At 69.7% G+C, this 26,061-nt stretch carries 19 protein-coding genes; 11 read left to right on the forward strand and 8 right to left on the reverse strand.

The window, feature by feature from the left end:
- The first annotated feature begins 27 nt into the window (after positions 1 to 27).
- Both E8A74_RS04665 and E8A74_RS04670 read left to right on the forward strand, forming a co-directional pair.
- The gene (locus E8A74_RS04665) at positions 28 to 1,461 is read left to right on the forward strand and encodes a phospholipase C (RefSeq protein ID WP_170228855.1); all 1,434 of its coding nucleotides are present in this window, start codon (positions 28 to 30) and stop codon (positions 1,459 to 1,461) included.
- Positions 1,433 to 3,313 (forward strand): cytochrome-c peroxidase, encoded by a 1,881-nt coding sequence (locus E8A74_RS04670; RefSeq protein WP_136927693.1) that lies wholly within the window; start codon positions 1,433 to 1,435, stop codon positions 3,311 to 3,313. The genes E8A74_RS04665 and E8A74_RS04670 overlap by 29 nt, the downstream gene beginning before the upstream one ends.
- On the opposite strand, the gene E8A74_RS04675 is transcribed toward E8A74_RS04670, so the two are convergent.
- Positions 3,310 to 4,698: a PAS domain-containing sensor histidine kinase gene (locus E8A74_RS04675; RefSeq protein WP_170228856.1), complete on the reverse strand. Its 1,389-nt coding sequence runs from the start codon at positions 4,696 to 4,698 to the stop codon at positions 3,310 to 3,312. The two genes, E8A74_RS04670 and E8A74_RS04675, sit on opposite strands and share 4 nt — an antisense overlap.
- A 181-nt stretch (positions 4,699 to 4,879) precedes the next feature.
- On the opposite strand from E8A74_RS04675, the gene E8A74_RS51885 reads away from it, so the two are divergent.
- Positions 4,880 to 5,392 (forward strand): hypothetical protein, encoded by a 513-nt coding sequence (locus E8A74_RS51885; protein ID WP_170228857.1) that lies wholly within the window; start codon positions 4,880 to 4,882, stop codon positions 5,390 to 5,392.
- Between the two features lie 42 nt (positions 5,393 to 5,434).
- Here E8A74_RS51885 and E8A74_RS04685 read toward each other — a convergent pair whose 3' ends face one another.
- On the reverse strand, positions 5,435 to 6,079 hold the full coding sequence (locus E8A74_RS04685; RefSeq protein WP_136927696.1) for a hypothetical protein: 645 nt from the start codon (positions 6,077 to 6,079) through the stop codon (positions 5,435 to 5,437).
- A gap of 160 nt (positions 6,080 to 6,239) precedes the next feature.
- Here E8A74_RS04685 and E8A74_RS04690 point away from each other — a divergent pair, with 160 nt between their 5' ends.
- Positions 6,240 to 7,607 (forward strand): hypothetical protein, encoded by a 1,368-nt coding sequence (locus E8A74_RS04690; RefSeq protein WP_136927697.1) that lies wholly within the window; start codon positions 6,240 to 6,242, stop codon positions 7,605 to 7,607.
- A 45-nt stretch (positions 7,608 to 7,652) separates the two neighbouring features.
- On the forward strand, positions 7,653 to 13,217 hold the full coding sequence (locus tag E8A74_RS04695) for an Ig-like domain-containing alpha-2-macroglobulin family protein (RefSeq protein ID WP_136927698.1): 5,565 nt from the start codon (positions 7,653 to 7,655) through the stop codon (positions 13,215 to 13,217).
- A 7-nt stretch (positions 13,218 to 13,224) separates the two neighbouring features.
- On the opposite strand, the gene E8A74_RS04700 is transcribed toward E8A74_RS04695, so the two are convergent.
- Positions 13,225 to 13,593, reverse strand: a complete 369-nt coding sequence (locus E8A74_RS04700; RefSeq protein ID WP_136927699.1) for a DUF4180 domain-containing protein — start codon at positions 13,591 to 13,593, stop codon at positions 13,225 to 13,227.
- A 54-nt stretch (positions 13,594 to 13,647) separates the two neighbouring features.
- Positions 13,648 to 14,406, reverse strand: coding sequence for a hypothetical protein (locus tag E8A74_RS04705; protein WP_136927700.1), 759 nt, complete (start codon positions 14,404 to 14,406; stop codon positions 13,648 to 13,650).
- Between the two features lie 268 nt (positions 14,407 to 14,674).
- Between E8A74_RS04705 and E8A74_RS04710 the strand changes: the two genes are divergently transcribed.
- Entirely contained in the window at positions 14,675 to 15,094 is a 420-nt protein-coding gene (locus tag E8A74_RS04710) for a hypothetical protein (RefSeq protein WP_136927701.1), read from the forward strand.
- 38 nt (positions 15,095 to 15,132) lie between these two features.
- Positions 15,133 to 15,885 carry an alpha/beta fold hydrolase gene (locus E8A74_RS04715; RefSeq protein WP_136927702.1) on the forward strand — a complete coding sequence of 251 codons (753 nt, stop codon included), beginning with the start codon at positions 15,133 to 15,135 and terminating at the stop codon, positions 15,883 to 15,885.
- A gap of 4 nt (positions 15,886 to 15,889) precedes the next feature.
- Here the strand turns inward: E8A74_RS04715 and E8A74_RS04720 are convergent, their stop codons facing one another.
- Positions 15,890 to 17,998 carry a PAS domain-containing sensor histidine kinase gene (locus E8A74_RS04720; protein ID WP_170228858.1) on the reverse strand — a complete coding sequence of 703 codons (2,109 nt, stop codon included), beginning with the start codon at positions 17,996 to 17,998 and terminating at the stop codon, positions 15,890 to 15,892.
- Positions 17,999 to 18,249: 251 nt separating this feature from the next.
- Entirely contained in the window at positions 18,250 to 18,930 is a 681-nt protein-coding gene (locus E8A74_RS04725; protein WP_136927704.1) for a TetR/AcrR family transcriptional regulator, read from the reverse strand.
- A gap of 102 nt (positions 18,931 to 19,032) precedes the next feature.
- On the opposite strand from E8A74_RS04725, the gene E8A74_RS04730 reads away from it, so the two are divergent.
- Positions 19,033 to 19,410 carry an FHA domain-containing protein gene (locus E8A74_RS04730; protein WP_136927705.1) on the forward strand — a complete coding sequence of 126 codons (378 nt, stop codon included), beginning with the start codon at positions 19,033 to 19,035 and terminating at the stop codon, positions 19,408 to 19,410.
- A 20-nt stretch (positions 19,411 to 19,430) separates the two neighbouring features.
- On the opposite strand, the gene E8A74_RS04735 is transcribed toward E8A74_RS04730, so the two are convergent.
- Positions 19,431 to 20,012: a hypothetical protein gene (locus E8A74_RS04735; RefSeq protein ID WP_136927706.1), complete on the reverse strand. Its 582-nt coding sequence runs from the start codon at positions 20,010 to 20,012 to the stop codon at positions 19,431 to 19,433.
- Between the two features lie 284 nt (positions 20,013 to 20,296).
- Between E8A74_RS04735 and E8A74_RS04740 the strand changes: the two genes are divergently transcribed.
- The gene (locus tag E8A74_RS04740; protein WP_136927707.1) at positions 20,297 to 22,159 is read left to right on the forward strand and encodes a WD40/YVTN/BNR-like repeat-containing protein; all 1,863 of its coding nucleotides are present in this window, start codon (positions 20,297 to 20,299) and stop codon (positions 22,157 to 22,159) included.
- Positions 22,160 to 22,167: 8 nt separating this feature from the next.
- Here the strand turns inward: E8A74_RS04740 and E8A74_RS04745 are convergent, their stop codons facing one another.
- Positions 22,168 to 23,082, reverse strand: coding sequence for a dienelactone hydrolase family protein (locus E8A74_RS04745; protein WP_136927708.1), 915 nt, complete (start codon positions 23,080 to 23,082; stop codon positions 22,168 to 22,170).
- A gap of 110 nt (positions 23,083 to 23,192) precedes the next feature.
- Here E8A74_RS04745 and E8A74_RS04750 point away from each other — a divergent pair, with 110 nt between their 5' ends.
- Positions 23,193 to 24,659: an Ig-like domain-containing protein gene (locus tag E8A74_RS04750; RefSeq protein ID WP_136927709.1), complete on the forward strand. Its 1,467-nt coding sequence runs from the start codon at positions 23,193 to 23,195 to the stop codon at positions 24,657 to 24,659.
- A gap of 172 nt (positions 24,660 to 24,831) precedes the next feature.
- Positions 24,832 to 26,061, forward strand: coding sequence for a hypothetical protein (locus E8A74_RS04755; protein WP_136927710.1), 1,230 nt, complete (start codon positions 24,832 to 24,834; stop codon positions 26,059 to 26,061).

A 26,061-nucleotide genomic window follows, 5' to 3' on the forward strand; every position in this document is an offset into this window, starting at 1 on the left:
CCGACCTCGCGCGCGATGATGGAGCCGATGCGCCGCTCCAGCTCTTTGCTCCTCGCTTTGCTCCCGACCCTCGCCCTCGTCGGCTGCACGCCCGACGAGGAGGTCCTGCCGCCCCCGCCCCCGCCCCCGGGCCCCGCGGAATGGAACCGCGACGTCGACCCGCCGAGCGACGACGAGGCCGCCGCGAAGCGGGACGCCTGCGGATACACGGCGGGCATGCTCCCCGCGGAGACGCAAGGGAAGTCGCACCCCTACGGTGCCGAGATTCCCGTCGATCACATCGTGGTCGTCATGATGGAGAATCGCTCCTTCGACCATTACTTCCAAAAGCTGCCCGAGTACGGCCAGGACGACGTCGACGTCGCGCCCGAGAACTTCACGAACCCCGACGACACCGACACCGCCGTCGCCACGTTCCGCGACAGCCAGCTCTGCTTCGTGGACACGAACCACGAATGGACCGGCACGCACGAGCAGATCAACGGCGGCAAGATGGACGGGTTTTTCAAGACCAACGACGGCTGGCACGAGTTGCCGAGCGCCGGCGCCCCCGAGGACATGCTGAGCGGCCGCCGCGGCCTCGGTTACTACACCCAGGACGACCTGCCGTTTTATTACTGGCTCGCGAACGAGTTCGCCATCGCGGACCACTACCATTCCTCCGTCCCCGGCCCCACGTGGCCGAATCGCATGTACCTCTACGCGGCGAGCTCCTTCGGGGCCGTCCACAACACGTTCGTCACGCCGGACAAGACGCTCTTCGATTACCTCGAACTGCGGCAGGTCTCCTGGCGCGTGTACGTCTCCACCACCCCCGGCGCCGCGATCTTCGTCGACAAGTACCTCCAGTACAGCAAGGACGAGCACGGGCATTTCGTTCCGATCGAGAATTACTTCTACGACCTCGAGACCGGAAACCTGCCCCAGGTCGTGTTCGTCGATCCGGGCATCGCGCGGGAAGGGTATGCGCAGAACGACGAGCATCCGCCCGCGGTCGCCATGCTCGGCGAGCAGTTCTCCGCCACCGTCATCGACGCCCTCGCGAAGAGCTCGGCCTGGGATCGCTCCGCCCTGTTCCTCACATACGACGAGCACGGCGGCCTCTACGACCACGTCGTGCCTCCGGCCGCCTGCCCGCCCGACGAGATCACCCCGAAGCTCGAGCCGGGTGATACCGACGCGAAATTCGACCAGCTCGGCGTTCGTGTCCCCCTCCTCGTGGTCTCGCCCTACGCGAAAAAGCATTTCGTCGGTCACAAGACCTACGACCACACCTCGATCGTCCGCTTCATCGAGGCCCGCTTCCAGATGCCGGCCCTCACGAACCGCGACGCGAACGCCGAGGCGCCCTGGGAAATGTTCGACTTCGAAAACCCCCCGCACGCCGAGCCCCCCACGTTCGCGATGCCCACGGTCGACCAGGCCAAACTCGATGCCTGCAAAGCGCTCTTCGAGCCCTGAACGCCTCGCCGCGCTCGTCCTCGCGGCCCTGCTCCTCGCGGGCTGCCCGGACGAGCCGGAGGCCCCCGCCCCCGCGGACACGAGCGCGAAGCCGGTCGTGTCCACGGCCCCGCCCGAGCCTCCGCCCTCCCCGCTCGTGCGGATCGTCGAGGAGCCTGCGCGCCGCGGCCTCGAGGCCCTCGAATCCCTCGTGGCTGCAATGCCCCAGGGCCGCGGCGATGCCGATTCCCATTACCTCGCCCTTCGCCGCTCCCTCGCCGCGGGCGCGCCGATCTGGCGCAGGCCGGAGAGCCTCGGCGGTGAGGTCGTCTTCGGCCCCCCGCGCTCCATCGACGAAGGCGGCGGCGCGCTCCTCCGCCTCGACGCCGCCCTCGTCCTCGGGGACGCCGCGGCCGCGCGCGTCGAAATGGTCACCCTCGACCGCGCCTTGCGCCTCTTCCAGAGCGAAGCGCGCCGCATTCCGACCGTACCCGGGGTCGTCGCGCATGCGCTCTCGCTCGCCGCCTACGACCTCGGCGCCCTCGCGCTCGAATCGTTCCAGGGCGTCCCCGAGGGCTCCGCCGCCGTCCTCGCCGATCTCCGCGGCACCCTCGATTTCGTCGAATCCGCCTCCGCGGCCCTCGCGACCCCCGGGACCGCCGAAACCCCGGCCGCCCTCGCATCCGTGAAAGAAATCGCCGGGCCCCTCCGCGTGCGCCTCGATGCCGCGAAGATCGCCGACGACCTCGACGACCGCGCGAGCTTCGTCCTCGCCACCGGCCGCCTCGGCGCCGCGCTCCGCCGCCTCGTCGCCGCCGCCGGCCTCCCCGTTCGAATGCCGTACCGCGCCCGTTTCCCGGTCGCGAAGGCCGACGCGGACGAGCCCGTCTCGGCCCTCACCCTCCCCGCCCCGCGCATCCGCCCGCGCAGCGCGAGCGGCGACGAAGCCACCTGGGCCGCGCTCGGCCGCAAGCTCTTCTTCGACAAACGTTTGTCGAAAAACAACGCTCGCTCCTGCGCAACCTGCCACGTCCCCGAAAGAGGCTTCGCCGACGGCCTCGTCCGCCCGCCTTCCCTCGATCCGGCCGTCACGCTGCGCCATACCCCGACCTTGCTTTATGGCCCGCTGCACGCCGCCCAGCTCTGGGACGGCCGCGCGCTCACGCCCGAGCGCCAGGCCCTCGGCGTCATCCGCGCCCGCGCCGAAATGGGCCTCGAAACGGACGAGCTCCTCCACGCCATCGAATCCGCCGCGGACCTCCGCGCCCTCTTCCAGGCGCTCCCCACGCCCGGCGTCACCACCGACAACGTCGGCCGCGCGCTCGCCGCCTTCGAATCCGAGGCCTTCGTCCCCGGCGACGCCCCGATCGACGTATTTGCCCGTGGCGACGAAACGGCGCTCTCGCCCTTGCACCGCCGCGGCCTCGACGTCTTCGCCGGCAAGGGCCGCTGCGCCCGCTGCCACATTCCGCCTTTCTTCGGCGGCTCCCGCCCGCTCGATTTCGCCGTTCCCATCTTCGCCGTCCTCGGCGTCCCCGACAAACCCGGCGGCACCACCCTCGATGCGGACCGGGGCCGCGGCGCTCTCACCTCACGCCCGGCCGACGAGGGCGCATTCAAGACCCCGACGACCCGCGACGTCGCGCGCACGGCGCCGTATTTCCACCACGGCGCCTTCCGCACGCTCGAAGAGGTCGTCGATTTCTACGACAAGGGCGGCGGCAAGGGCCTCGGGATCCCCGTCCCGAACCAGGACCCCGACGTCCGCGCGCTCGGCCTCTCCGCCGACGAAAAACGCGCCCTCCTCGCCTTCCTCCGCGAAGCGCTCCTCGACAAAACGCCGCCCGAAAAGCTCACCGGCCCCCCGCGCTAATCGGTCGCCCGCGCCGGCATCTCGAAGAAAAACACCGCCCCGCCTGCCTTCCCGTTCTCGTATCCCAGGCGGCCGCCGTGCATCACCACGATCGTCTTTGCGATGTAGAGCCCGAGCCCCGTCCCGCCGATGCTGCGCGTGCTCGACGCGTCGGCCTGCGAAAACCGCCGGAAAATCTTGTCCCGAAATGCCTCCGGCACCCCGGGCCCCCGATCCCCCACCTCGACACGGAACCCCTCGGCGATCGATCGCGCATGCACGCGCACGACCTCCCCCGCCGGCGAGTGCTTGATCGCATTCGACAGGAAATTCAGGACCACCTGCTGAATCCGTTGCGGATCGACGAACACCGGCATCCCCGCCGGCACGTCCGTCTCCACCACGATCTCCTTCGCCCGCGCCGCCGGCGCGTAGAGCTCCACCGCGCCCTGCACCACGTCCGCGAGATCCACGTTCGCGAGCTTGAGCGAAATGCTCCCCGCCGCGAGCTTTCGCACGTCGAGCAGATCGTCCACGAGCCGCCCGAGCCGCTGCACGTTCTCCGACGCCATTTGCAGAAGCTCCGCCTGGAGCGCGGGATCCTTTCCCGCCACGCCGCCCACGACGAGCCCGATCGCGCCCCGGATCGCCGTCAGCGGCGTGCGCAATTCGTGGCTCACCACGCTCACGAGGTCGTCCTTCGCGCGCTCCGCCTCGATACGCGCCGTCATGTCGTGCGCGCTCACCAGAATGCCGGGTTTGCCCGTCACGGCATCCGGGATCGGCCGCGCCGCGACCGAAAACCACCGCGTCCCCTCGGTCGTCACGACCTCCACGTCCTCGAAAAACGGCTCGCCCCCCGCCACGTGCGCGAGCACGCGCGCCCCCTCCGCAGGCTCGGCGAAAATCCCCGCGAACGAGAATGCATTGCCGAACGTCGTGCGCGCCAGCGTATTCGCTTGCAGGAGCGAGCCGTCGAGCGCGTGGGTCGTCACCACGAGCGGCGCATATCGGACGGCCTCCGCGGCGCGCACCACCTCGGGGTCGAACGCATCGCGAATCGGCGTCGCCTCGACGAGCAGGCCCCCGCGGCCGTCGGGCAGCGGGAATGCCTTGAAGCTCATGTGCACGCGGACGGCTTCTCCCTTTGGATAGATCGTCCGCTCCGACCCGAACCGCTCGCCGGTCTGCACGCGCTCGCGGAGCTGCTGCAACGTCGCGCGGATCGTCGGCGACGGGGCGAGGTCCCGGTTGACGAGCTCGCGCACGTCCTCGGCGCGCCAGAGGGCCACGGCCGCGCGGTTCGCCCACACGATACGCACCGCGTCCGGGTCCGTGATCCAGACGGGCAGGTCGAGCAGATTCAGGATTTCGAGGCGGCTATCCGCGAGGGGCGAGAAACGCATGGGCGACTCCCGCAGGCGATCCCCTCCGCGAAAAGCGAGGGGCCGGCGCGAGGCGACGCTCCATCCTAGTCGCGGACGCGGCCGTGGTGGGGTAAAAACGACGACGCGTGGGTGTCGATGGACACGTCCATCGGGGACACCCACGCGAGCGGTTGTGGATCGACGTGGAGCGAGGACCCCGGTGAGCACGATGGACAAACGACGGGACCCGAAGGCGCAAGGACGAGCGCCTGAGCAAGAGGAGCCTTCGCCGCTCGACGAGGGCGAGCTCGACGAGGGCGAAGAAGGCGAGGAGGAGGACGACGAGGACGAGCTCGCGCCCACGGTCGTCCTCGGTCGATTCGGGGATCTGCGCGGATTCGCCGACGCCACGCTCGTCAAGAAGTACGCCGAGCGGCCCATCTGGTTCCTGATCGAGGACGACGCGGACCTGATGGAGCTCTTCGTGCGGCACCCCGAAAAGCCCGTCCCGCGTGGCGCCGCCGAGACCTTGCTCGGCGTCCTGCGCTCGTTCGCCGCGGCCGAAAGCGAGGCGCTCCAGGGCGTGCTCGGCCCGACGGATCAGATCGGCTTCGGGTATCACGAGAATGCCTCGTTCGACGACGTCGTCGCGTCGTTCGAGGAGGACGGCTTCGAGGTCGCGTTTGCCCTGTACGAAGGGAAGGTCGTGCCGGAGGACGAGGACGACGAATGAGCGGGGGCGGGAGCTCGGCTTGCCGAGCGAAAGCCCCCTCGCTCAAACCGCCCAGGTGATCCGGACCGTGACGGCCTTTTGCGGCGTCCCGTCGCGCTCGCCGTCCGGAATCGGGGCCGACCACGAATATCGCACGTCCCGCGCGCCGGCGGCGCTGAGCGCCCCCTCGATGAAACCCTCGTTGCACCACACGTAATACCCGAGCAAGGGCGCCGGCATCCCGGCGAACAGCCCCTCCACGAGCCCCTCGCCGGCGTGCGACATCTCGGCGCGGCAATGGCCGAAATACCGCTCGAAGATCCGCGGCAGCCGGACGGCCATGTCCCCGACCGACGAGCTGCGCATCTGGGCGCGGTAAAGCCCCATCACGTTGTGCTCGCCTGCATAACGCGCGCGCCCCCGCACGAATTTGTCGAAGGACGTCCCTTCGACCTTCGCCAGCGCGCGGGCGAAATGGACGATCGGCACGATGTCGTAGCTCGACGCCGCGAGAAAAATCGTACGTTCGAGAAACGCCTCGACCTCGGGGTGGGCCATCGCGGCGTACACGGCCGGCAGGCCGCCGGGCGTGCGCTTGGTCGCGTACTCGAAATACCCCATGTACATGACGCCGCGGACGCGAAACGGACCTTCCCCGATTCGATACCGCCCCGGCGACGGATCGCAGGCCCACGTCTCCTTGGACATCGCGGCGGAGTCTATCGAGCCGTTCGTACCCCCGCAAGCGCGCCCTCTTACCGCGCGAGGCGCGACGAAACGATCCATGGCGACGGACGTGAGCGGGCCCAGCACGCCAGAATCGAGGAAGCCCAAGGCAATCGACGCCCACGCGTCCAACGATGCCGCGATGCCTCGTTCCGCCCGCCTCGCGAGCGCTCCCGCGGCGCTCTGCCTGCTTTTTGTCGTCGGGTGCGGCGCGCCGACCCTCCCGCGCGGGGGTAAGGCCGCCGCGCGCGGCCCTGCGATCGCCGCGCCGGACCCGCCCGCGTCCGAACCCACGAATCCCGGCGGCGAGACGTCCCTCGTCCTCCTCGAACCCCACCAGGGCGATACTCCTTTCTCTGCGTTTCGCCTCGTCAACAAGAACCCCGACCCCATCCGCGGCGCGCGCCACTGGCCCGGCCTCTTCGGCACGATCGAGCGGCTCGGCCTCGACGACGTCTATCGAGCGTTTCCGCCCCCCCAAGGGTATTGCCTCACCGTCTCCGCCCAGCCCGAGCTCGCCCCCTCCGCGGCGACGATCGTCTCCGAACTCCCCCTCCTGGGCGGCGAACGTATCCTCCCGCCCGGTCGGTACCGGTTCGTCGTGCCACACCTGCGCGACACCCACCCAGACAAACTCTTCGCGGCCACCGTCGCCTTCGAGGTGCGTGGCCTCGACCCGACCGAAAGCGAGGAGCTCGTGCGCCTCCTCGACCGGGACGACGTCCGCGCCTGCCCCCTCGTCGCCTCGTATTTGCTCGACACCATCGAGCGCGCGGCCGCGCCAGAGGCCCTCCCGCGCCTCGAATCGGTCCACGCCGAGACCCTCGACGAACGTGCGCGCCTGTATGCCGTCCTCGCCCATTTCCCCGAGCACGTCCCGCGCCTCGCGCGTATTGCCGCCGGCGCCTCGCCCGGCTCCCTCGCCGCGGCCGTCGTCCTGCTCGAAGAGGGGGCCCGCGGCGCCGCGCTCGCCGCCGCCCTTGCGCGTATTGCATCCTCCTTGGCGACCCCGGACGAACCCCCGATCCGCGCCGTCAACGCCCTCGCGCGCGAGGCCGACGAATGGCCTCCCGAAATCGCCCCGCGCCTCGTCGCGCGCCTCCTCGCCGCGCGCTCGCCCGAGCTGCGCCTCTCGCTCGCGACGGCCCTCTCCGCCGCTGGCAAGGACGTCCTCGGAACGGAAGCACGCCCGGCCGTGAAGGCCATGCGCGCGGCGGCCCGTGCGAGCGCGGACGCGCGCATTCGCGAGGCCTTGCTCGACATGGCCGGCGCCCTCGCCGAGGCCCTCGGCGACGAGCCCCCGCGGGACCGCCCCGGCCTCGGGCTCAACGCAATGCCCGAGCTCGGCGGCGCGGCCGACGACCCTTGCCACGTCCTCTTCGAATCCCTCCGCCCCCATCCTCTCTTGCGCCATACCCCCGCGGCGTGGCCTCATGGCGAACGCGAGCCTTTGCGTACGACGTTTGGTGCTTCGGGCGTGGAGCTTTACCGTCCTGCCAAAGACGAATGAGTTGGGGAACCTCGGGCGTCCTCACCTGTCGCTCTCGGAGTCCTCATGCGTTTCCGCCGCCCCTCGCCCGCCGCCTCCTTGCTCGTTGCCCTCGCCGCCGTCTCGGCGGCCTGTTTTCCCGGCGCACTTCCGCTGAAACCTCCCGCGGCGCCCGTCCGGGGCGAGCTCGCCCCTCGCGCGGCCCTCGCCCCGCGCCCCCCCGCGGCCGGCCCGCTTCGTGTCGTCTTCGCCGGCCCAAACGGCGACACCAGCGCGAGCCCTGAAATCACGCTCGTCTTCAGCAAGCCCATGCGCGCGCTCGGCGCGGATCCCGACGCGCCCGATGCCCCGGTTCAGATCACCCCGGCCCACCCGGGCGCATTCTCCTGGGTCGGATCGAGCGCGCTCCAGTTCGTCCCGTCAAAACCATTTCCTCCCGCGACGCCCTTCCGTGTCGAGGTCCCCGCAGGCACCCGCGCGCTCGACGGCAGCGCCCTCGAAGCCCCGTTCGTCCTCTCGTTTGCGACCCCGCGGCCCACCCTCTCCGGCAGCGAGCCCGCGCAGGGCGCAACCAGCATTCGCCCGGACGCGCCGATCACGATCTTTTTCACGCAACCGGTGAAAGCCGCGGAGGTCACGCGGGCCGTCACGATCGACGCGGGCCGCGGCCCCGTCCCATTTTCGATCGTCGAGGTGACCGACGATCGCGCCGTCCTCGCCCCGCGCGCCCCGCTCCCGCGCGACACGAACGTCGTCGTGCGTATCGACGCCTCGCTCCGCGGCGCCGCAGGCGAGCTCCCGGCGGGCAAGACCGAGGAAATCCGATTTCGCACCCTCGGCCCCGCGGGCCTCGTCTCCGTCACTTGCCAGCCGCATCCCCTCGAAAAGGATCGCTGCGACCCGACCCTCGGCACGCTCACGCTCACATTCGCGACGCCCGTCTCGGACGAGGTCCTCGAACGCGCCATCGTCATCGAACCCCTCCCCGAAGCGTATTACGTGAGCGGCGCCTACGAAGACGGCGAATCGAGCCGCGAGGTCTACATCCGCGGAGACTTCGCGCCCGGCCAAACCTATCGCCTGGAACTCCGCACCAGCGGCGCCCGCCGCGCCTTCCAGGACATCCACGGCCAGCGCCTCCCGATGGCCGTGAAACGCGAGGTTCGTTTCGGGGACACGCCCGCCAACCTCGTCATCGGCGCGCGGGGCACATACTGGGCCCCGGAACAGCGCATTCTGCCGATTGGCGTGACGAACACCGTCGACGCGACCGTCTCGTTGCTCCCGCTCGACCCGACCCAGGCCCTCGCGCGGCTCGCCGGAACCCAGGTCCCGCTCTCGCCCGCGTCGAGCTTCGCGCCGCGCACGGGCAAACGCAATCAGGACCGTTGGTCGGACCTCGCCGTCCAGGACCACTTGCCCCCAGGCATCACGAGCGGCCCGGTGCTCGTCCGCGGGACGTATCGCAGCGCGCCCGGGCAGCCGCCGCAGACGGTCGAACACGAAATGCAATTGACCGACCTCGGCCCCTTGACGAAGATCGCCCCGGACGAGGCGCTCGTTTGGCTGACGCGCCTCTCTAGCACGTCGCCCGTGAAAGGTGCGCGGGTCGAAGTCCACCACATTCCGAGCGGCGGCCACCCCTCGATCCTCGGCGCGGCCGTTGCTGACGACAAGGGCCTCGCGGCCATTCCCTTGCGGATTCCCCCGCGAAAAGCGGGCGCGCCCGAAGCCAAGCTCGCTGTCGTGGCGCGGAGCGGCGACGATTGGATGTACCAATCCCTCACCGTCCCTCGCGCGCCGGAGCCCGTCGGCCGCCTCTTCTCCGCCCGCGGCATCTATCGCCCCGGCGAACGCGTGGAGCTCAAAGGCGTCCTCCGCGTCCCCGTCACGGCGGGCCTCGATACGCCGAGCGGCCGTCAGGTCACGTTGCGCATCCTCGACCCCGAGCGCCGCCCCATCAGCACCTCGCGCCACGTCCTCTCGCGCTTCGGCACCTTCGCCACCCTCGTCCCCCTCGCCGAGGACGCCCCGCTCGGGTATTACCGCGCCGAGGCCGAGCTCGACGGGGAGCGCATTTATTGGGGCTTTTCCGTGGATCATTACCGCCCCGTCGAGAGCAAGGCCACGGCGCTCCTCGACAAACAGGTCTACGAGCCCGGCGAACGGATGACCTGCACCGCGCAGGGCGAGATGCTCTACGGCGCGCCGATGGCCGGCGGCCGCGCCTCGATCGTCGTGACCCGCGGCCTCGGCGAGCCCAGCGTCCCGGGCCTCACCGAGTACGTGCTCACCGAGCATGACGTGCGAGCGCCCGGGGCGCAGATCGCCCGGGGCACGGGCAAGCTCGACGGCCAGGGCGCCTTCTCCCTCGTGGTCCCGGTCGTATTGCCCGGCCAAACGGCGGTCGAGTCGGTCGCCTGCAAGGTCGAGGTGACGGATCTCAACCAGGAGACGCGCTACGCCGAGGGCAGCGCGCTCGTTCACCCCGCCAGCGTCCTCGTCGCGCTCGCTGTCCCGGAGCAGAATTCAGTCAAGCCGGGCGACAAGATCACGCCGACCGTGCTCGTCGTGACCTCGGCGGGCGACCGGCAGGCGCGCCCGGTCCATCTCGAATTCTCGCGCCGCCGCGTCGGCCGCGCAGGCATCGTCGTCGAAGACAGCCCGCTCGGCGCCTGCGACGTGAAGAGCGGCCCCGCGCCCGTCGGCTGTGACTTCGTGATTCCCGCGCAGAGCGTCGAGACGGAAGACGACCCCGAGATCATCGTCCGCGCCACGACGAAGGACGAAAAGGGCCGCCGCGCCGCAGCCTCGTATTCACTCCGCGTCGAGCGCCCGACCACGCCCGCGAGCCCGCCCCCCGCCTCCCCGCGGCCCCCACCGCCTCCGCCCCCGCCTCCTCCGCCGCCGGAGCTCGCCCTGCGCATCGAGCACATCAAGCATCAGGTCGGACAAACCGCCCGTGTCGTCCTCGACTCTCCGCATTCGAAGACGACCGAGGCCCTCGTCACGGTCGAGCGCGAGGGCCTGCTCTTCCGGCGCGTCGTGTCCCTCGCGCCCGCGGGCACGCAGACGGTCGTCGAGATTCCGGTCACGTTCTCCATGATGCCCAATGCGGACATCACGGTCACCACGTTCCTCGGCAACCGCTCGGAATCGCGCTCGGCTCCGATCGAGGTCAGCGCCGAGGCCCGCAAGCTCGACGTCGAGGTGCGCCCGAGCAAGCTCCAGGCGGCGCCCGGCGAGACGCTCGACGTCGAGGTCATCACCAAGGACGCCGCGGGCAAACCCGTGCGCGCCGAGGTCACCCTGTGGGCCGCGGACGAGGGCTCGCTCATGGTCACCTATTACCTCACGCCCGAACCCTTCCGCGCGATTTATGCACCCCGGGATGGGAGCGTCTCAACGGAGGACGTACGGAACGACCTCCTCCGCACGTTCTCGGGAAACCACCGCTCCAAGCCACCCCTGGTCCGCATGGGCGCGACCAGCATCGGCCCCCGACGCGGTGATTTCCGACAAACCGTGGCCTTCCTCCCGGATCTGCTCACCGACGCGACAGGCCGCGTGAAGCGCCGCATCACCTTGCCCGACGGCCTCACGGCCTATCGATTCATGGCCGTGGCCGTGGCGGAGGACGATCGTACGGGCTCGGACGACTCCACCGTCGTCACGTCGAAGCACCTCATGGCCCGCCCGAGCATTCCTCTGGCCTTGCGCGCGGGAGACCAATTCGAGGCATCCGTGATCGTGTCCACGCTCGACATCCCCGGCGGCAAAACGGTCGTGACCGCGAGCGCCGAGGGCGGCCTCACGCCCGCGGGCCCCATGCGCCGCGAGGCCACGGTCGACCCCGAGCATTCCGCGCTCGTGCGTTTTCCCTTCCGCGCCGACGCCGCTGGAAAGGCGCGCCTCTCCTTCGATGCCCGCCTGGACGACGAATCCGACGGCGTCGACCTCGACGCCCAGATTGGCGTACCCACGACGCTCGAAACCGCGACCCTCACGGGCGAGACGTCCTCGGCCATCGCCGAGCGCCTCGGGAGCCTCGCGGGCCTGCGAAATGACACCGGCGGCCTCACGATATCCCTCGCCTCGACCCCGCTCGCGGGCCTCGGCGCGGGCATCGAGCAGCTCGTCGAATACCCGTACGGATGCACCGAGCAAACCGTGAGCCGCATGGTCCCGCTCCTCGCGCTCCGCGACCTCGCCGATTCCCTCGGCGTGCCGCTCGTGCCCGGAAAAACGGGCCCGCAAAAAAGCGGCGACGTCGATGCCGCGCTCCGGACCTCGGTGGAACGGCTGCTCACGCACCAGCAAAACGACGGGAGCTTCGGCCTCTGGCCGGGCTCCTCCGAAGGAGACTTTTATATCACGGCCTATGCGTTATGGGGCCTCGACGAAGCGCACCGCCGCGGCTTGCCCGTGCCCGAAGGCGCCCTCGATCGCGCGACCCGCGCTCTCGTAGCGAGCCTCGCGGCCCCCTTCCCCGCGGCGGACCCTTCCGCGCTCGAACGAGCCGCCTTCGCGCTCGACGTGCTCGCCGGGGCCCGACACGCCGACGAGAGCCGAATGCGCGCGCTCTTCGGCGAACGTGCGCGTTTGCCTCTCTTCGCGCGCGCCCTGCTGCTCCACGCCTTCGTCCTTGCAGGCCGCGCCGACGCGGACGAAGCCCGCGAGCTCCGCCGCGACCTCGAAACGAACATCCGTATCGACGGCCCCGCGGCACACCTGGCACGCGCGTCCGAGACCCATCCCTCGCACGATTTCGATTCCAGCGTGCGCACCGACGCGGCGGCGCTGCGCGCGCTCGTCGCGACGAACCCCGCGCACCCGCTCGCGGCCCGCCTCGCGCGTGGCCTCGTCGACGCGCGCGCCGGCGGCGCTTACCGCACGACCCACGAGGCCGCCTGGGCCCTGCTCGCGCTCGACGCATACCGCAAGAAAAACCCGGCGCCCCTCGATCCCGTCGAGGCGCACGTCTTCCTCGGCGATACCTTGCTCACGGACGCGCCCCTCGGCGGCGAATCCGGCAAAATCCGCCGCACGGCCTTCGTGCCCATGCCCGCCCTCCTTCGCGGCCGCGGCGCGCCGCTCACGTTCGAGGCCGCGGGCGGAGGCCACCTCCATTACGAGGCCATCCTCCGGTACGCCCGCCTGGAAATTCCACGCGAGCCGCTCGACGCCGGGTTTTACGTCACCAAATCCTTCCGCCCCGTCGCGGACCTCGGCGGCCCCGTCCTCGCGGCCAGCGCCGAGGCCGAGCCCCGCTTCGATCCCGGGCAGGTCGTGCTTTGCGAGATCGAGGTCGTCACCCGCGAGCCGCGCCGCTTCGTCGTCCTCGAAGACCCGGTCCCTGGCGGCCTCGAACCCTTGCGGCTCGCCCACCACGTCGGCGGCCCGTGGCTCGCGAGCCTGGAGGCGACGCCGGCCGAGCGGCGCGAAATGCGCGACGACCGCGTCGTTTATTTCATCGACAGGCTCCCCGCCGGCATCCGGAAATTCCGCTACCTCGCCCGCGCGGCCCACGTCGGCCGATTCGTGGCACCGCCGACGCACATCGAAGAGATGTACACGCCGGAGACGCTCGGTCGCACGGGGGGGACGTACGTGCGGGTGGGCGCGAAATGAGCGCGCTTCAGGCGAAGGCGTGGATCCATTCCACGGCTTCGGCGCGGGTCTCGAACATCCCGAAATGCTCCCCGCGGTTCTCCTCGGTGACCATCTCGCCGAACCGGCTGCTATGGCTGACGCTCCCCGGCGGGCATACCACGGCGAGCCGGATCCGATAGTTCCTCAATTTTTGCAGGATGTCCCCGGCCACGCGCGAGCTGAGGTCGAAGAAGGCCGCCGGCAGGTTCGACGCGTAAAGAAGGACGCACCCGGCGCTGCTCCCGAAGCAGGCCTCGATCACGCGATCCACGTCCCGCGCGCTCGTCAGAAATGCCTGGTCCGGCTGGCCTTCCACGACCGTCACGCCCCCCTCGTCCACGATGACAGGCTCCATGGCCGGGCATCTAAGCCGAGGGGATCGCGTCTTGTCAATCGCGCCGCAACGACGCTACTGGCAAACGGCCTCCGCCACGAAGGACGCCTCCCAGGTTTTCGGCACGTCGCAGGGCGTCGCATACACGCAGCACTCGCCCGTCTCCGGGTTTTTCGCGTACGTGAGCGCCTGCACGCAAGCCCCGACGACCTCGACCCCCTGCGCCTTCGGGCAAGCGCTGTTCACCTCGCGAACCGCGTTCGAGGGGAGAATACCTTTCGAGCCGAAAGCCCCCTTCGAGGAGATGTCGCCCTTCGAGGGGAGATCCGATTCCTTTGCGCCGGCCTCCTTGCCGACCTCGCTCGGCATATGCTCCTTCGTCACCCCGCCCTTGCCGATGTCGCTTGGCACCGACGGCTCGATCCCTTTGCCTTCAATTTCCTTGCCCTCGATCCCTTTGCCCTCGATCCCTTTGCCTTCGATTTCCTTGCCTTCGACATCCTTGCCCTCGGACAACGCGCCGTCCGTCACGTGACCGGCGTCGCCCTCGACCGGAACGAACTCCACGTCGTCAGCCAGCGAGTCGTCCTTCTCTCCGCCTTTCGAGGGCACCTGAGGCTCTCCGCCTTTCGAGGGCACCTGGGGCTCTCGGCTTTTCGAGGGCACCTGGGGCTCTCGGCCCTTCGAGGGCACCTGGGGCTCTCGGCCCTTCTCGGCGCCCGACGCGTTCCCCCGCCCCAGCGCGAGATCCTCGTCTCCCCCAACCGAACAAGCAACGAGCACGAGGCCGAAGAGAGGCAGCACCGCGGCACGCGCGATCGTGAATGAACGCATGGGCATTCCCTCCATCCTGGACTTTCCACGACTGCCCACGACGGCAGCCGCCCGAGGGGTTGCAAAGCAAGGACCACGCTGATCCGCTGAGAAACCCGTGCGCGGCCGCTTGCTTGGAACAAACGCTCCGCGTGCATTTCCAGAAATCCCGCGTCGACCGCTCGGGCGCGCTCACCTATCCAAAGCGAACGACTTGACACCACCCCGACGTGTCTCCGACACTGCCCGGCGCTGCGGCGCGCCCCTGGACGCCCGCGAGGAGGGTTTCGTGGCGGAGGACAAAGACAAGTCGTTCGATGAGGAGGCGGAGGATCAAGCGTTGCTGGAGCGGGAGCTCCGCGCGCAGGGGCGCACCTCGCCGCTCCCGCCGTGGCTCCGGTATCCGGCGATCCCGCGGTACAGCATTCACTGGCGCATGGGCAACGGTGAGAGCTACTTGATGGCGTGGTGGCAATGGGCCAAAGGCCGCTCTGCCGAGGAGAAGACCGCCTACTTCCGTCAATTCGCGCCCACTCCGGTCGAATGGGTCGATTGGGTCGGAATGCAAATCCGGGTCGACCCGGAGGGCGACAGGAGCGCCTCGTTCGACGACCTCATCCGGACCTACGGCGAAGCCATCGCGCACCTCGGCCTGTACGACATCGAAGCCTGGCAGGCCTACATGAAGGACGACGCCACGAGCGAATGAGGGACCCTCCCGTTCGCCGGAAGGAGAGGTGTTCGACCATGAGCGTACACAGCAGCCAGATGCACATCCGCGGCGACATCGAGATGCACGTCGACATCCACGGCGAGGGCGATCCGCTCGTCCTCTTGCACGGCTTCACCGGATGTGGCCGCGACTTTCGTCATTTCGGCGAAACCCTCCACGAAGGGTTCCGCGCCATCGTCCCCGACCTGCCCGGCCACGGCCGTTCCGGAAATCCCCGCGGCACGTTCCTCTTTCGTGACGTCGCGCGCGACATGTATTCGCTCCTCGACGAGCTCGGGATCGATCGATTCCGCGCCCTCGGCATCAGCGGCGGCGCCAACGTGCTCTTGCACATGGCGACGCAGCAGCCGAGCCGCGTCGAGGCCATGGTGATCGCTGCTGCGGCCCCGTACTTTCCCGAGCAAGCGCGCGCCCTCATGCGGCAGATGACCGTGGAAGGAAGGTCCGAAGAAGATTGGCGCGACATGCGCGAGCGGCACGCGCGCGGCGACGCGCAAATCGTGGCGCTGTGGGAACAGGGCCGCGCGTTCGCCGCGCGCCACGACGACATGAGCTTCACGCCGCCGCACCTCGCGACGATCACGGCACGCACCCTCATCGTCTACGGCGACCGTGACCCGCTTTATCCGGTCGAGCTCGCCGTCGAGATGTATCGCGCGATCCCCGACGCGAAGCTGTGGGTCCTGCCCGGCGCCGGCCACGGCGCTGCATTCGAGGAGCGCGAATCGTTCGTCCGCGTGGCGAGGAGCTTCTTGCGGACACCATGACCGCTCAAGATCGGCCCGTATCCTGCCGGGAGGGCGGGAGCTTCGGGGCCATCGCGACGACCGCCTCCGCGACCTTGTGAACCGCGGTCACGTCGGGGCGGACGCTCTTGAAAATGCTCGTGACGAGCTCGCGGGAAGGGGGCGCGTCGTCGACGACGAGCACGCGCGCCTCGTCGCGCCGCGGCGCGGGGGATCCCTCCACGAGGGTGACCTCCGAGGCCTTTGCGACGCGCAACGGCAGCTCGACCGTGAACGTCGCGCCGAGCCCCTTCCCCGGGCTCGCCGCGACCACCGCGCCGCCGTGCGCCTCGACGAGATACCGCACGATTGAAAGGCCGAGGCCAAGCCCGCCATGGCTGCGAGTGGAAGAGCTGTCGCCTTGCCGGAAACGCTCGAAGACATGCGGCAAGGTCGCAGGCGAGATCCCCACGCCGTCATCCTTCACCCAAAGCAGGGCCTTGTCGCCGCGATGGCAGCCGATCTCGACGGTCCCCCCGGGCGGCGTGAATTTGAGCGCATTGCCGAGCAGGTTCTCGATCACCTGCCGCAGCCGGAGGTCGTCGCCGAAGACGGGGAGCGGCCCGCTCCTCTCGAATGCGGTTTCCAGGCGGATCCCTTTCGCGTCCGCGAGCGGGCCCATCGCGCGCACGGCCTGCGTGAGCGGCTGCGCGAGGTCGAGGTCCACCGCGTCGAGCTGGAGCGTGCCCGCGAGCATGCTCGTCATGTCCATGAGATCCTCGATGAGGCGCGCTTGTGCCTGCGCATTGCGCTCGATGGTCTCGAGCGCCTTGCCGCGGCTCGCCTCCGGCACCGAGTCCCGCCGCAGAATGCCGGTCCAGCCGAGGATCGCCGTGAGCGGGGTGCGGAGCTCGTGCGAGATGACGGCCAAAAACTCGTCCTTCAGCCGGCTCGCCTCCTGGACCGCTCGATAAAGCCGGGCACGATCGATCGCCATCCCTGCGCGCCGCGCGAGGTCCTCGGCGAGGGCGCGCTCCGATTCCGCCATGAAGCGCCCGGGCGCGCCGCCGAGGAGCGTCATGTGGCCGAGCGCATGCCCGTGGATCACGAGGGGCACGACGAGCAGCGAATGAATGCCGCGCGCTTCAAGCTCGCGGCGCGTGGTCGGGTCGAGCTCGCCAAACCCGAGCGCGCGCCCCGGCGCGACGAGGTCGAGCAGCGCCTCGGCGAACGCCGCCCCCCGCCCGAGCGCCGCGAGGCAATACCGCTCGCCGGCCTCCTCCACGTGAATGGTGCACCCTTCGGCGAATGCCGGCACGAGGAGCCGCGCCATGGCCGCGAGCGTGCTCTCGTACTCCAGCGAGGCGCCGAGAATGCCGCTCACCTCGGCGAGGAGCCGCTGCGCCTCTTCGGCCTTCCTCCGCGCGCTGACGTCCCGCGAAATGCCCACGAGCCCGACGACCCGCCCCTCCTCGTCGTACCAGGGCCCTTTCGTCGATTGCCAGGACCGCGTCGCGCCATGGCTGGTCGTCGACGTGCATTCGTAGATCCTCGTGCGCTGGCTCGTGAGGATCTCCCGGTCGCGCTGGGCGATCTCCTCCGCGTCGACTTGCGCGAAGAGCGCCTTGTCGTCCTTGCCCACGACGTCCTCGGGCACGAGCCCGAAGACCCGCGCGCCCGCCGCGTTGATCATGACGTACCGGAGGTCCCGATCCTTGACGAAGATACAATCGTGCGTGCCCTCCGTGACGGCGCGGAGCAGCTCACGGCTCTGCCGCAACGCCGAGAGCTCCGCCTCCTCGGCGAGCACCCGCGCGAGCACCGGAGCGCAATGCTGCGCGAGCCGGGACAAACGTGCTTTGGCGGGCCCCTCGCGGCGCAGCCCATCGAAAGCGACGACGCCGAGCACTCTGTCGCCGACGGCGAGCCGCACCGCCCACGCCTCGCGCCCCGCGATCCGCAACCGCGTGGGCCCCGGCGTGGAGAGCGCCGCGGCGAGCCCCCGCGGGGCCGGATCATTCGTGCCAGGGACGGAGAGTTCGTCGGCCACGAGGACGGCGAGCGAGCCCGACGTCGCGCCGAGGGCCCGCACGCCCTCCACGGCGACCGCGGCAGCGACGTCCTTCGACCTCCGGCACGCGTGCAGCGCAAACACGAAGGGCGCGAGGGCTGCATCAGCCCCCGGATTCCAGCGTTTGCCGCGACCGCGTGAACTCCTGGGTGAAGGCAACGAGAGATGTTGTCAGAAGACGGATTTCTCTTCGAGCGGGCGGAACCCGGATTGTCGAATCCGGCATCGCCTGATGAACCCCATCCTCCAGGAAGGACGGCCGCGATCCCAGCTTCACGCCGGCGCCGCGACGGCCCCCCACCGGCGTTTGCCCGTGTGTCCCCGCCGTGCGAGGCTCACGACGCGCGGCACATGCCGGCGAGGAGCGCTCCGAACGAGGCTTCGAGCTCGCCGTAAAAATCGACGCGCAGCGGGGCCATCTTCGGCGCCGCGAGCACCTTTTTCATGGGCCCGACCGGGTGCCCCATCGGCCAGAGGCCCGAGACGAGCGCGCCGAGCCGCAGGATCGCCCGCACCCCGCCGCCCTCGGGCAAGGCCGGGAGCGCCGCCTCGAATGCCTCCCCCGCGAGGACGATATGCTCGAGCTCCCACCGCTTCGAGGCGCGCGCCGCCTCGAGGGAGAGGTTTTGCTCGATGTCGCAAGAGTTGCTCGCCAGGAGCCGCAGCATGGGCTCCCGCGGCGCGAGCGTGCGCACGACGAGCGCGGCCACGTCATTCGGCGAGGTATCGCGACCGAGGCCCCGGAGCAAAGGCATGACCTCGTCGAACCAAGCGCCGAGCGCCTGGAGGAAGAGCGCGAGGAAGACTTCCTCTTTCGTGGAAAAATATCGATAGACGCTGCCCTTCGCGAGCCCGGCGCGCTCGGCGACCTCGCCGATCGAGATGTCGGCCATCGATCGCTCCCGAAAGAGCTCCGCCGCGGCCCCGAGGATCGCCTCCCGCCGCTGCTCCTTTTGCTCGGCGCTGTGCGCCCTCTGCCATCCCTCGCCCGCCTGGGGCTTGCTCGTGCTGCGCATGTCGACGACCCCGTAACGGACCCGCGGTCGTAAGCGACCGTCGATCCGTCGTCAAGCGCGGACGGGACCAATGGTCACTTACGGCCATGGTACCCTCCGCGCATGGCCACGTCGTTCGCGCTCGTCGTCCTCGAAGAGCCTCCGCGGGACCTCGGGCGCATCGTCCCGCTCCGCGAGGGCGCTCAGGTCTTCGGGCGCACGGAGGGCGCCGATATCCGCCTCGTGTCGGATACCGTCTCGCGGCGGCACGCGCGGATCACCGTGGAGGAAGGGCGCGTCACGATCGAGGACGTCGCGAGCACCTCGGGCACGTTCGTGAACGATGCGCTCGTGCGGGGATCGCAGGAGCTCTCGCCCGGCGCGCGCATCCGGATCGGTCGAATCGTCTTCGAGCTCGCGCGCGCCGACGAGGCCGACGCGCGGAGCCTCGCCATCGTGGGGCGAGGCCACGAGGACGGCGCGCCCTCAGGGAATGGGTAATTCGGACAGACCGGCCCGCCTCAGGCTTTTTTCGGGCCGGTCACCGGGACGAACGAGCCATGCTGCACGCGGTCGGCGCCGGGCTTCGGGAGCGCGCCGGGCAGGACCGTGATCTTGGCCTCGCCCACGATTTGACCCCGCGAGGCGACCCACTCGTTGCGCTCCTCGATCCACGCCATGCACGCCGCGCGCACCTCGTCCGAGATGCCGCGCGGATCGTCCTGATCGGCGAGCTGCAGGCCCGTGTCGTACCGGAAACGGACCTCCATCGGGCGGTTCGGGTCGAGCGACTTCTGCGCCTCGCGGTGCGCCGCGCGCGCCGCCTCGTTCTCCTTCTCGCGCGCGAGCGCTTGCTCCTCGGCGGCCTTCTCGCGCACCTTGGCGAGGGCCTTCTCGGCCGCTTGCTCCTCGGGGTCGAGCGGCCGCATCGCGCCCTTCAGGCGGTCGTTCTGCTCGCGCGAGAGGCCCTCGAAGACCACGCCGAGCACGTCGGTGAAGCGCGGGCGCTCGCGGAGCCACGCCGATGTCGCCTCCTCGTCCGGGAACTCCTGGAAAGACGTCTCGCCGGTCTTCAGGTTTTCGAGCTTGAGCATGATCTTCATGGCCCGCATCATCGCCGGGCTCGAAGCGCAAGGCAAGGGCATGCACCTTGCTGTCCGCGGGCCGAGGAGACGCTCCGATGCTTGCAGGAAAATGCGCGTTTATCGGGATCGTCCTTTCGACGGCCTCGCTCTCGTCCTGCCTCCCGGGTCCCCGGGAATTCGTGGACCTCATGTCGGTAAGCCCGAGGCGTGCCCCCTGCGCCCCGGGGCTCGTGCGGCGGGGCGATACGTGCGAAGAGCCTCTCTGGGCGGAGATCGCGCCCCTGCCCGCCAGCGCATTTCGCATGCGCGACATCGTGGACGTGGACGGCAAAGAGGCGTGGATCGTCGGCCAGGGCGGGCTCGTATTGCACAGCAGCGACGGCGGTGAGAGCTTCGAGCGCGTCGACGCAGGCACGACCGAGGACCTCGCCTTCGTGTGGGCGGACGAGCACGCGATCGTGCTGACGGGAGCGCGGCGCGCCTGGGTTTCTCTCGACGAAGGCGGGACGTTCGCCCCTTCGCCCGAGGCGCCCGAAGAGCTCACGCGGTGCATTCATTTCTTCGGCCGCCTGGTCTGCGGCTCCGCGCAGGGCGGCCTTTATCATTCGAAGGGCGGCGATTCATCCTTCGTGTACGTTCCCTTCGGCGGACGCACGGTGGTCGAGGCGGGGCCGGGGTATCTCGTGGCCGCGACCGAAATCGGCACGACGACGCGGATCCGGGCGACGCAGGAGCCGGACCTGCGCGCGTTTTACGGGGACACGCAGATCCCCCTCGTGTACCCCGGCTCGGTCGACTCCTTGTGGGTCTCGCGCAGCGAGCTGCTCGCGTACGTGGTGGCCGACGACGATCCGAACGCGGCCGGCAGCCTGACGCTCCATGGCTCGACCACGCGGGGCCATACGTTCGAGCCGCGTGGGTCGTACTCGCCCGAATGCAAACGGGGACAACACATCGCCGGCGCGCCCGGCTCGCTCCACGTGATGACCTATTGCAACACCGTCGACATGCCCACCACGTTCGAGGTCTGGTCCTCGGGCGACGGCGGGCAGACGTTCACGAAAGGCACGTGGGGCGCCGAATTCGAGAGCTCGTGGCGCGGCGCGAACCGCATCAGCTTCGGGACCGCGAACCACGGGCTCCTGCTCACGCACCGGCTGCGCCGCTCGACCGACGGGGCGCGAAGCTCGGCGCCGATCGAGCAAAACGCGATGTCCGCGGATTGGCCCGACGGCCTCAACGAAAACAAAGCGATCTTTTTCCCGACGAAGGCGCGTGGCTACGTGATCGCGATGCAGAACACGACCGCGGTGTTCAAGTTCCGGCTCTATCGCACCGACGACGCGTTCCATTTCGACGAGGGGACGGACCTCCCGGCGTTCACGGACATCTCGACACACCCCCCTTCCCTCGCGGCGCACGAGGATCTGCTCTGGCTCGCGTTCCCGGGCGACTCCGTGCAGCAAACGTTCCTGCGCAGCGCGGACGGCGGAAGGACGATCCTCCACGACGGTTTTCCCGTGCAGGGGCAGCCGCTCGCGGCCGCCCTGCTCGGGCCGGGCGGCCTCGGGTTCGTCGCGACCGCGCGCGGCGCCGTGAATGCGCGCCCGCTCTACCGGTCGAAGGACGGCGGGGCCACGTTCAGCGAGCTTTCGCTCCCGGACGGGACGTACATTCGCGCGATGCGGCTTCTCGCATCGGGCCGGCTCGTCGCGGTCGGCGAGAAGGGGCTCATTCTGACGAGCGACGACGCCGGGGAGACGTTCGTGGGTCGGCGCGGCGGCAATCCCGACGAAGAAAAACTCGTGTCGGTCGATTTCGCGCCCGGCACGCAGGTGGGGTGGGCCGGCGGCGTGACGGCCGCGGGAGAGGCGCTCCTGCTGCGCACCGAGGACGGCGGCGCGACCTGGGTCCCGCAGGCGCCCGGAGGATCGCCGGGCGCTCGAATCGTGCAGGTCGCGGCCGCGACGCCGTCCCACGCGAGCGTCGTGCTCGAAATGCAGGGCGGCGAGCGTTCGCTCGTGATGACGCAGGATGGGGGGCAATCGTGGGCGACGCGGGAGACACCCGGCGGCGACCCGCTCCGGATGGTCGCGCGGCTCCCGGACGGCGAGACGACGTTCGCGCTCGGGGCGTACGGCCTCTATCGCAGCCGCACGCCCTGAGCCGCGCCTCATTCCGATACGAGCTTCCTCCGAAAAAACGCGCGGACCTTGTCCCAGGCGTCCGCCGCGCTCTTCTCGTCGTACCGCGGCTGCGAGGGGTTCGCGAAGGCGTGCGGCGCGTCGTAGCGGTAAATCGTGTGCGTGACGCCGGCCTTGGTGAGGGCCGCGTCGAACGTATTCACGGTCTCCGGCGGGATCGCCTGATCCTTGTTGCCGAAGATGCCGAGGATCTCGGCCTTGATCGGCGAAAGCTCGGCCGGGTCGGTGACGAGGTGGCCATAATAGATCACGGACGCGTCGAGGTCGGGCTCGTGCATGGCGAGCTGGAGCGACCAGGCGCCGCCGAAGCACCAGCCGATCACGCCGGTGCGCTTCGCCAGGATGCGCGGGTCTTTCTCCAGGAAATCGTGCGCCGCGACGAGCGTGGCCATCGCCTTCTTGTTGTCGACGCTCTTCATCATGGCCATCGCCTCGTCCGGACTCTTCGCGGTCTTGCCGCCATAAAGGTCGACGGCGAGCGCGGCATATCCGTCCTCGGCGAGGCGGTCGGTCCAGTGCTGGATGTGCTCGTTCAGGCCCCACCATTCGTGGATGACGACGAGGCCCGGCAGGGGCGCGGTTTTCCCCTTGGGCAGGCTGAGGTAGGCGCTCGTGCCGTCGATCGTGACGCGCTCGCCGCGCGGCGCCGGGGCTTTCGCGGCGTCGAGCTGGTGCAGCGCCTTGAAGTCCTCCTCGGAGAGCGTTCCCCGCATGCCCTCGGCGGGCGACGTGGTTTGCCCCGCGGCGGGCGTGGGGGTCGCCGGCGTGGCGCTTTCGGGATCGGGCGAGGGCGCGCCGCCGCAACCGGCGAGGGCGAGCACGGACAGGCCCACGGCGAGGGCGCGGGCCGAGCGAAAGAGACCTTCGAGCTTTCCGAACCTCATGGCGCGCACTCTACACCGAGGCGCGCGCATGGGAACGCCCTTCGTTCGTCCGCGCGCGGCCGCCGTCTGGGGCGAAGACAAGAGGGGGCAAGCTCGTCTAGAATGGCTCGATGCGATACCGATCCCTCGCGCTCCTCGTCCCCTTTTCCCTCGCCGCGTGTGGTTCGGAGGGCGATCCCTCGAAACCCACGGCGGGAACACCCGCGTCGATCCACCTCGATCTCGCGCGGCAAGATGGGCCCGCGCCGTATCCCGTCGAGGTCACGGCGCGCGTGACGTCGAGCGACGGGAAACCCGTGCCCGGGCTCTCGGTGGAATTCACGGCCGAGGGCGGCACGGCCGGCGCGGTCGCCGAGGTCTCCCCGGGCGCCTATCGGGTCACGGTCGAGCCCACGCTCGCCGCGGGCGACGCCGGGGAAGTGGTGGTGCGGGCGAAGGTCGCGGATCTCTCGGCGGAGGCGACGGCCGTGGTGCTGCCGGTCGTGGGCGCGGCGTGGGGGCAGCCGGAGCGTGTCCCCGGGCTCGTCAATACCGCCGGCACGGAGGACTCGGCCGAGGTGAGCCCGGATGGAGAATGGCTCATCGTGAGCACGTATTCACCGGCCGACCTGCTCTGCTGCATTGCAGGCAAGGACCTGCCCGGCTGCACGGGCGAGGCCGCGAGCCCGATGTCGCCCACATGCAATGCGACGCATGGCCCGTACGCCGCCCCCGAGCGGCCCGACATGCCCGGCGCGGGGCGGATCCTGTCGCCGACCAAGATCGACCACACGATTCCCCAGCTCGGCGTGGCGCAGGAGCTCTTCGCCTTGCCGCCCGTGGCCGCGTACGGGTTCCGCAGGCAGCCGGACGGCTCGTTCGCCGCGCCGTTCGTGATCGCGATCGACATGAACGGCTACACGTATTCGCCATTCGGCTTCACGTACCTCGGCGCGCCGAAGGACGGCGCCGCGTCCGTGCTCTTCGCGTTCGACCCGCTGCACGGGGCGGACACGGGGCCCGATCTGTATCAGGCCGACGTGAAGCTCGGCGCCCCCGTGAGCCTCGGAAAGTATTCGTTCGAGAACAACTTCCTCATCGCCGACCCCTTCCCCCCCACGCAGCTCCCGCTCGTGCCGCTGGATCCATTCCACTCGAATCCCGCGTTCGGCCACGGCTACGTCTGGTTCGATACCGAGGGGCCGGTGGAGAAGGACATCTTCGTCGCCAAACCCTCGGGCGCGCTGCCGGGCGCGACGTTCTCCGAGACGGTCGTCGCCGCGATCAGCAAGCCCGACGTCGAGGAGTTCCAGCCCTTCGTGGACGAGGCCGCGTCGAAGCTTTATTTCTCGCGAGGCTTCCGCGACATCTCGACGAGCGCGTATTCGGGCGGGGATCCGGCGCTGCCGGCCTCGTTCGGCGATCCGGTGGTCGAGATCGGGCTCGACGCGCTGCCCGACGGGCCCGGCGACATCGTGGCGGTCGGCGAGCCGAGCGTGGCGCGGACGGGCGGCGGCGAGGAGTGGCTCTACTTCGTGTATTACGTCCGGCGGGAGGGCCACTACGACGGCTCGGTCGGACGGGTGAAGAAGCGCTAGAACTCATCCACGCAACGGCATCGGTTGGCCCGCACGGCGTCCACGACAAATGAGCGCGAATGGTTCTTCCTTCTCGCGCCCTTTACCATCTTTTCCTCTCGCCAGCCAATCGGGGTGCTACCCTCCACCTCCGATCGCGGACGATACGTCGTCCCCTGGGGGAGAGGACCGTATGAAGAGAGGTGTGCTTCGTCTCGCGCTTTCACTTGCGCTGATCGGGAGCGGCGCGCTCATCACATCGAGCGGCCGGGCAGCCGTACCTGGTGAATGCTTCGAGGGCCCGGTGCTCTCGGGCGCCCGTACTTTGTATTGCATCCCGGCCGAGGGGTGGAACGGCGAGGTCGTGGCGTATGCCCATGGGTACGTCCCGCCGATGGCCCCCCTCGATTATCATGGTCTGGTGATGGCGGACGGCACCGTTCTGCCCGATCTCGTGCAATCGCTGGGGTATGCGTTCGCCACGACCAGCTACCGCCGCAACGGCCTCGCGGTCCTCGAGGGCGTGGAGGATGTCCGGAACCTCATCGACGCGTTCCCGTCGGCGTTCGACCGCGCCTATGTGACCGGGCCGTCCGAAGGGGGACTCGTCACCGCGATCCTGGCGGAAGACGAGCTCGGGACGCAGCGGTTCGACGGCGCCCTGTCCCTTTGCGGGCCGATTGGCAGCTTCCGGCGGCAGCTCAATTTCTGGGGCGACTTCCGGGTGCTCTTCGATTCTTTCTTCCCGGGCGTCCTGCCCCCGAGCCCGATCTCGATCCCGCCGACGGTCCTCGCGCAATGGGAGACCACGTACGCACCGAGCATCGCCGCCCTGCTATCCGCGCGGCCCCTCGCCACCGCCCAGCTCATCAGCACCTCCAAGGCGCCGATCGACATCGCCGATCCCGCGACGGCCGTGAACACGACGCTGGGCCTCCTTTGGTACAACGTGTTCGCCACGAACGACGGCATCGCACAGCTCGGCGGCAACCCGTTCGACAACCAATCGCGCTTCTATCACGGATCCTTCAACGACATTGCGCTCAACAAGAAGGTCCAGCGTTTCTCGGCCAGCCCGATCGCGCTCGCGAACGTCGCGCATTACGAGACCTCCGGCACCCCGACGATTCCCCTCGTCACCATGCACACCCTCGGGGACGAGATCATCCCTTCCTGGCACCAGAGCCTTTACCAGGTGAAGCTGCTCTCGCATGGCGAGTTCGGCACGATCCAGATCCCCATCCCCCGGTACGGGCATTGCAACTTCACCACGGCCGAGGTGCTCGTGGCATTCAACTTGATGGTATTGCAGGCGACGGGCGAGGCGCTCGCCCAGGTGCCTGCCGCGTACGACGTGGCCTCGACGCGCTCGGAGATCGAGCGTGCGGCGGCGGAGTTCGCCGCGCGCGACGTCGAGCCATGA

Origin of the sequence: Polyangium fumosum, from assembly GCF_005144585.1 — a bacterium.
Classification (GTDB): Bacteria; Myxococcota_A; Polyangia; order Polyangiales; family Polyangiaceae; genus Polyangium; species Polyangium fumosum.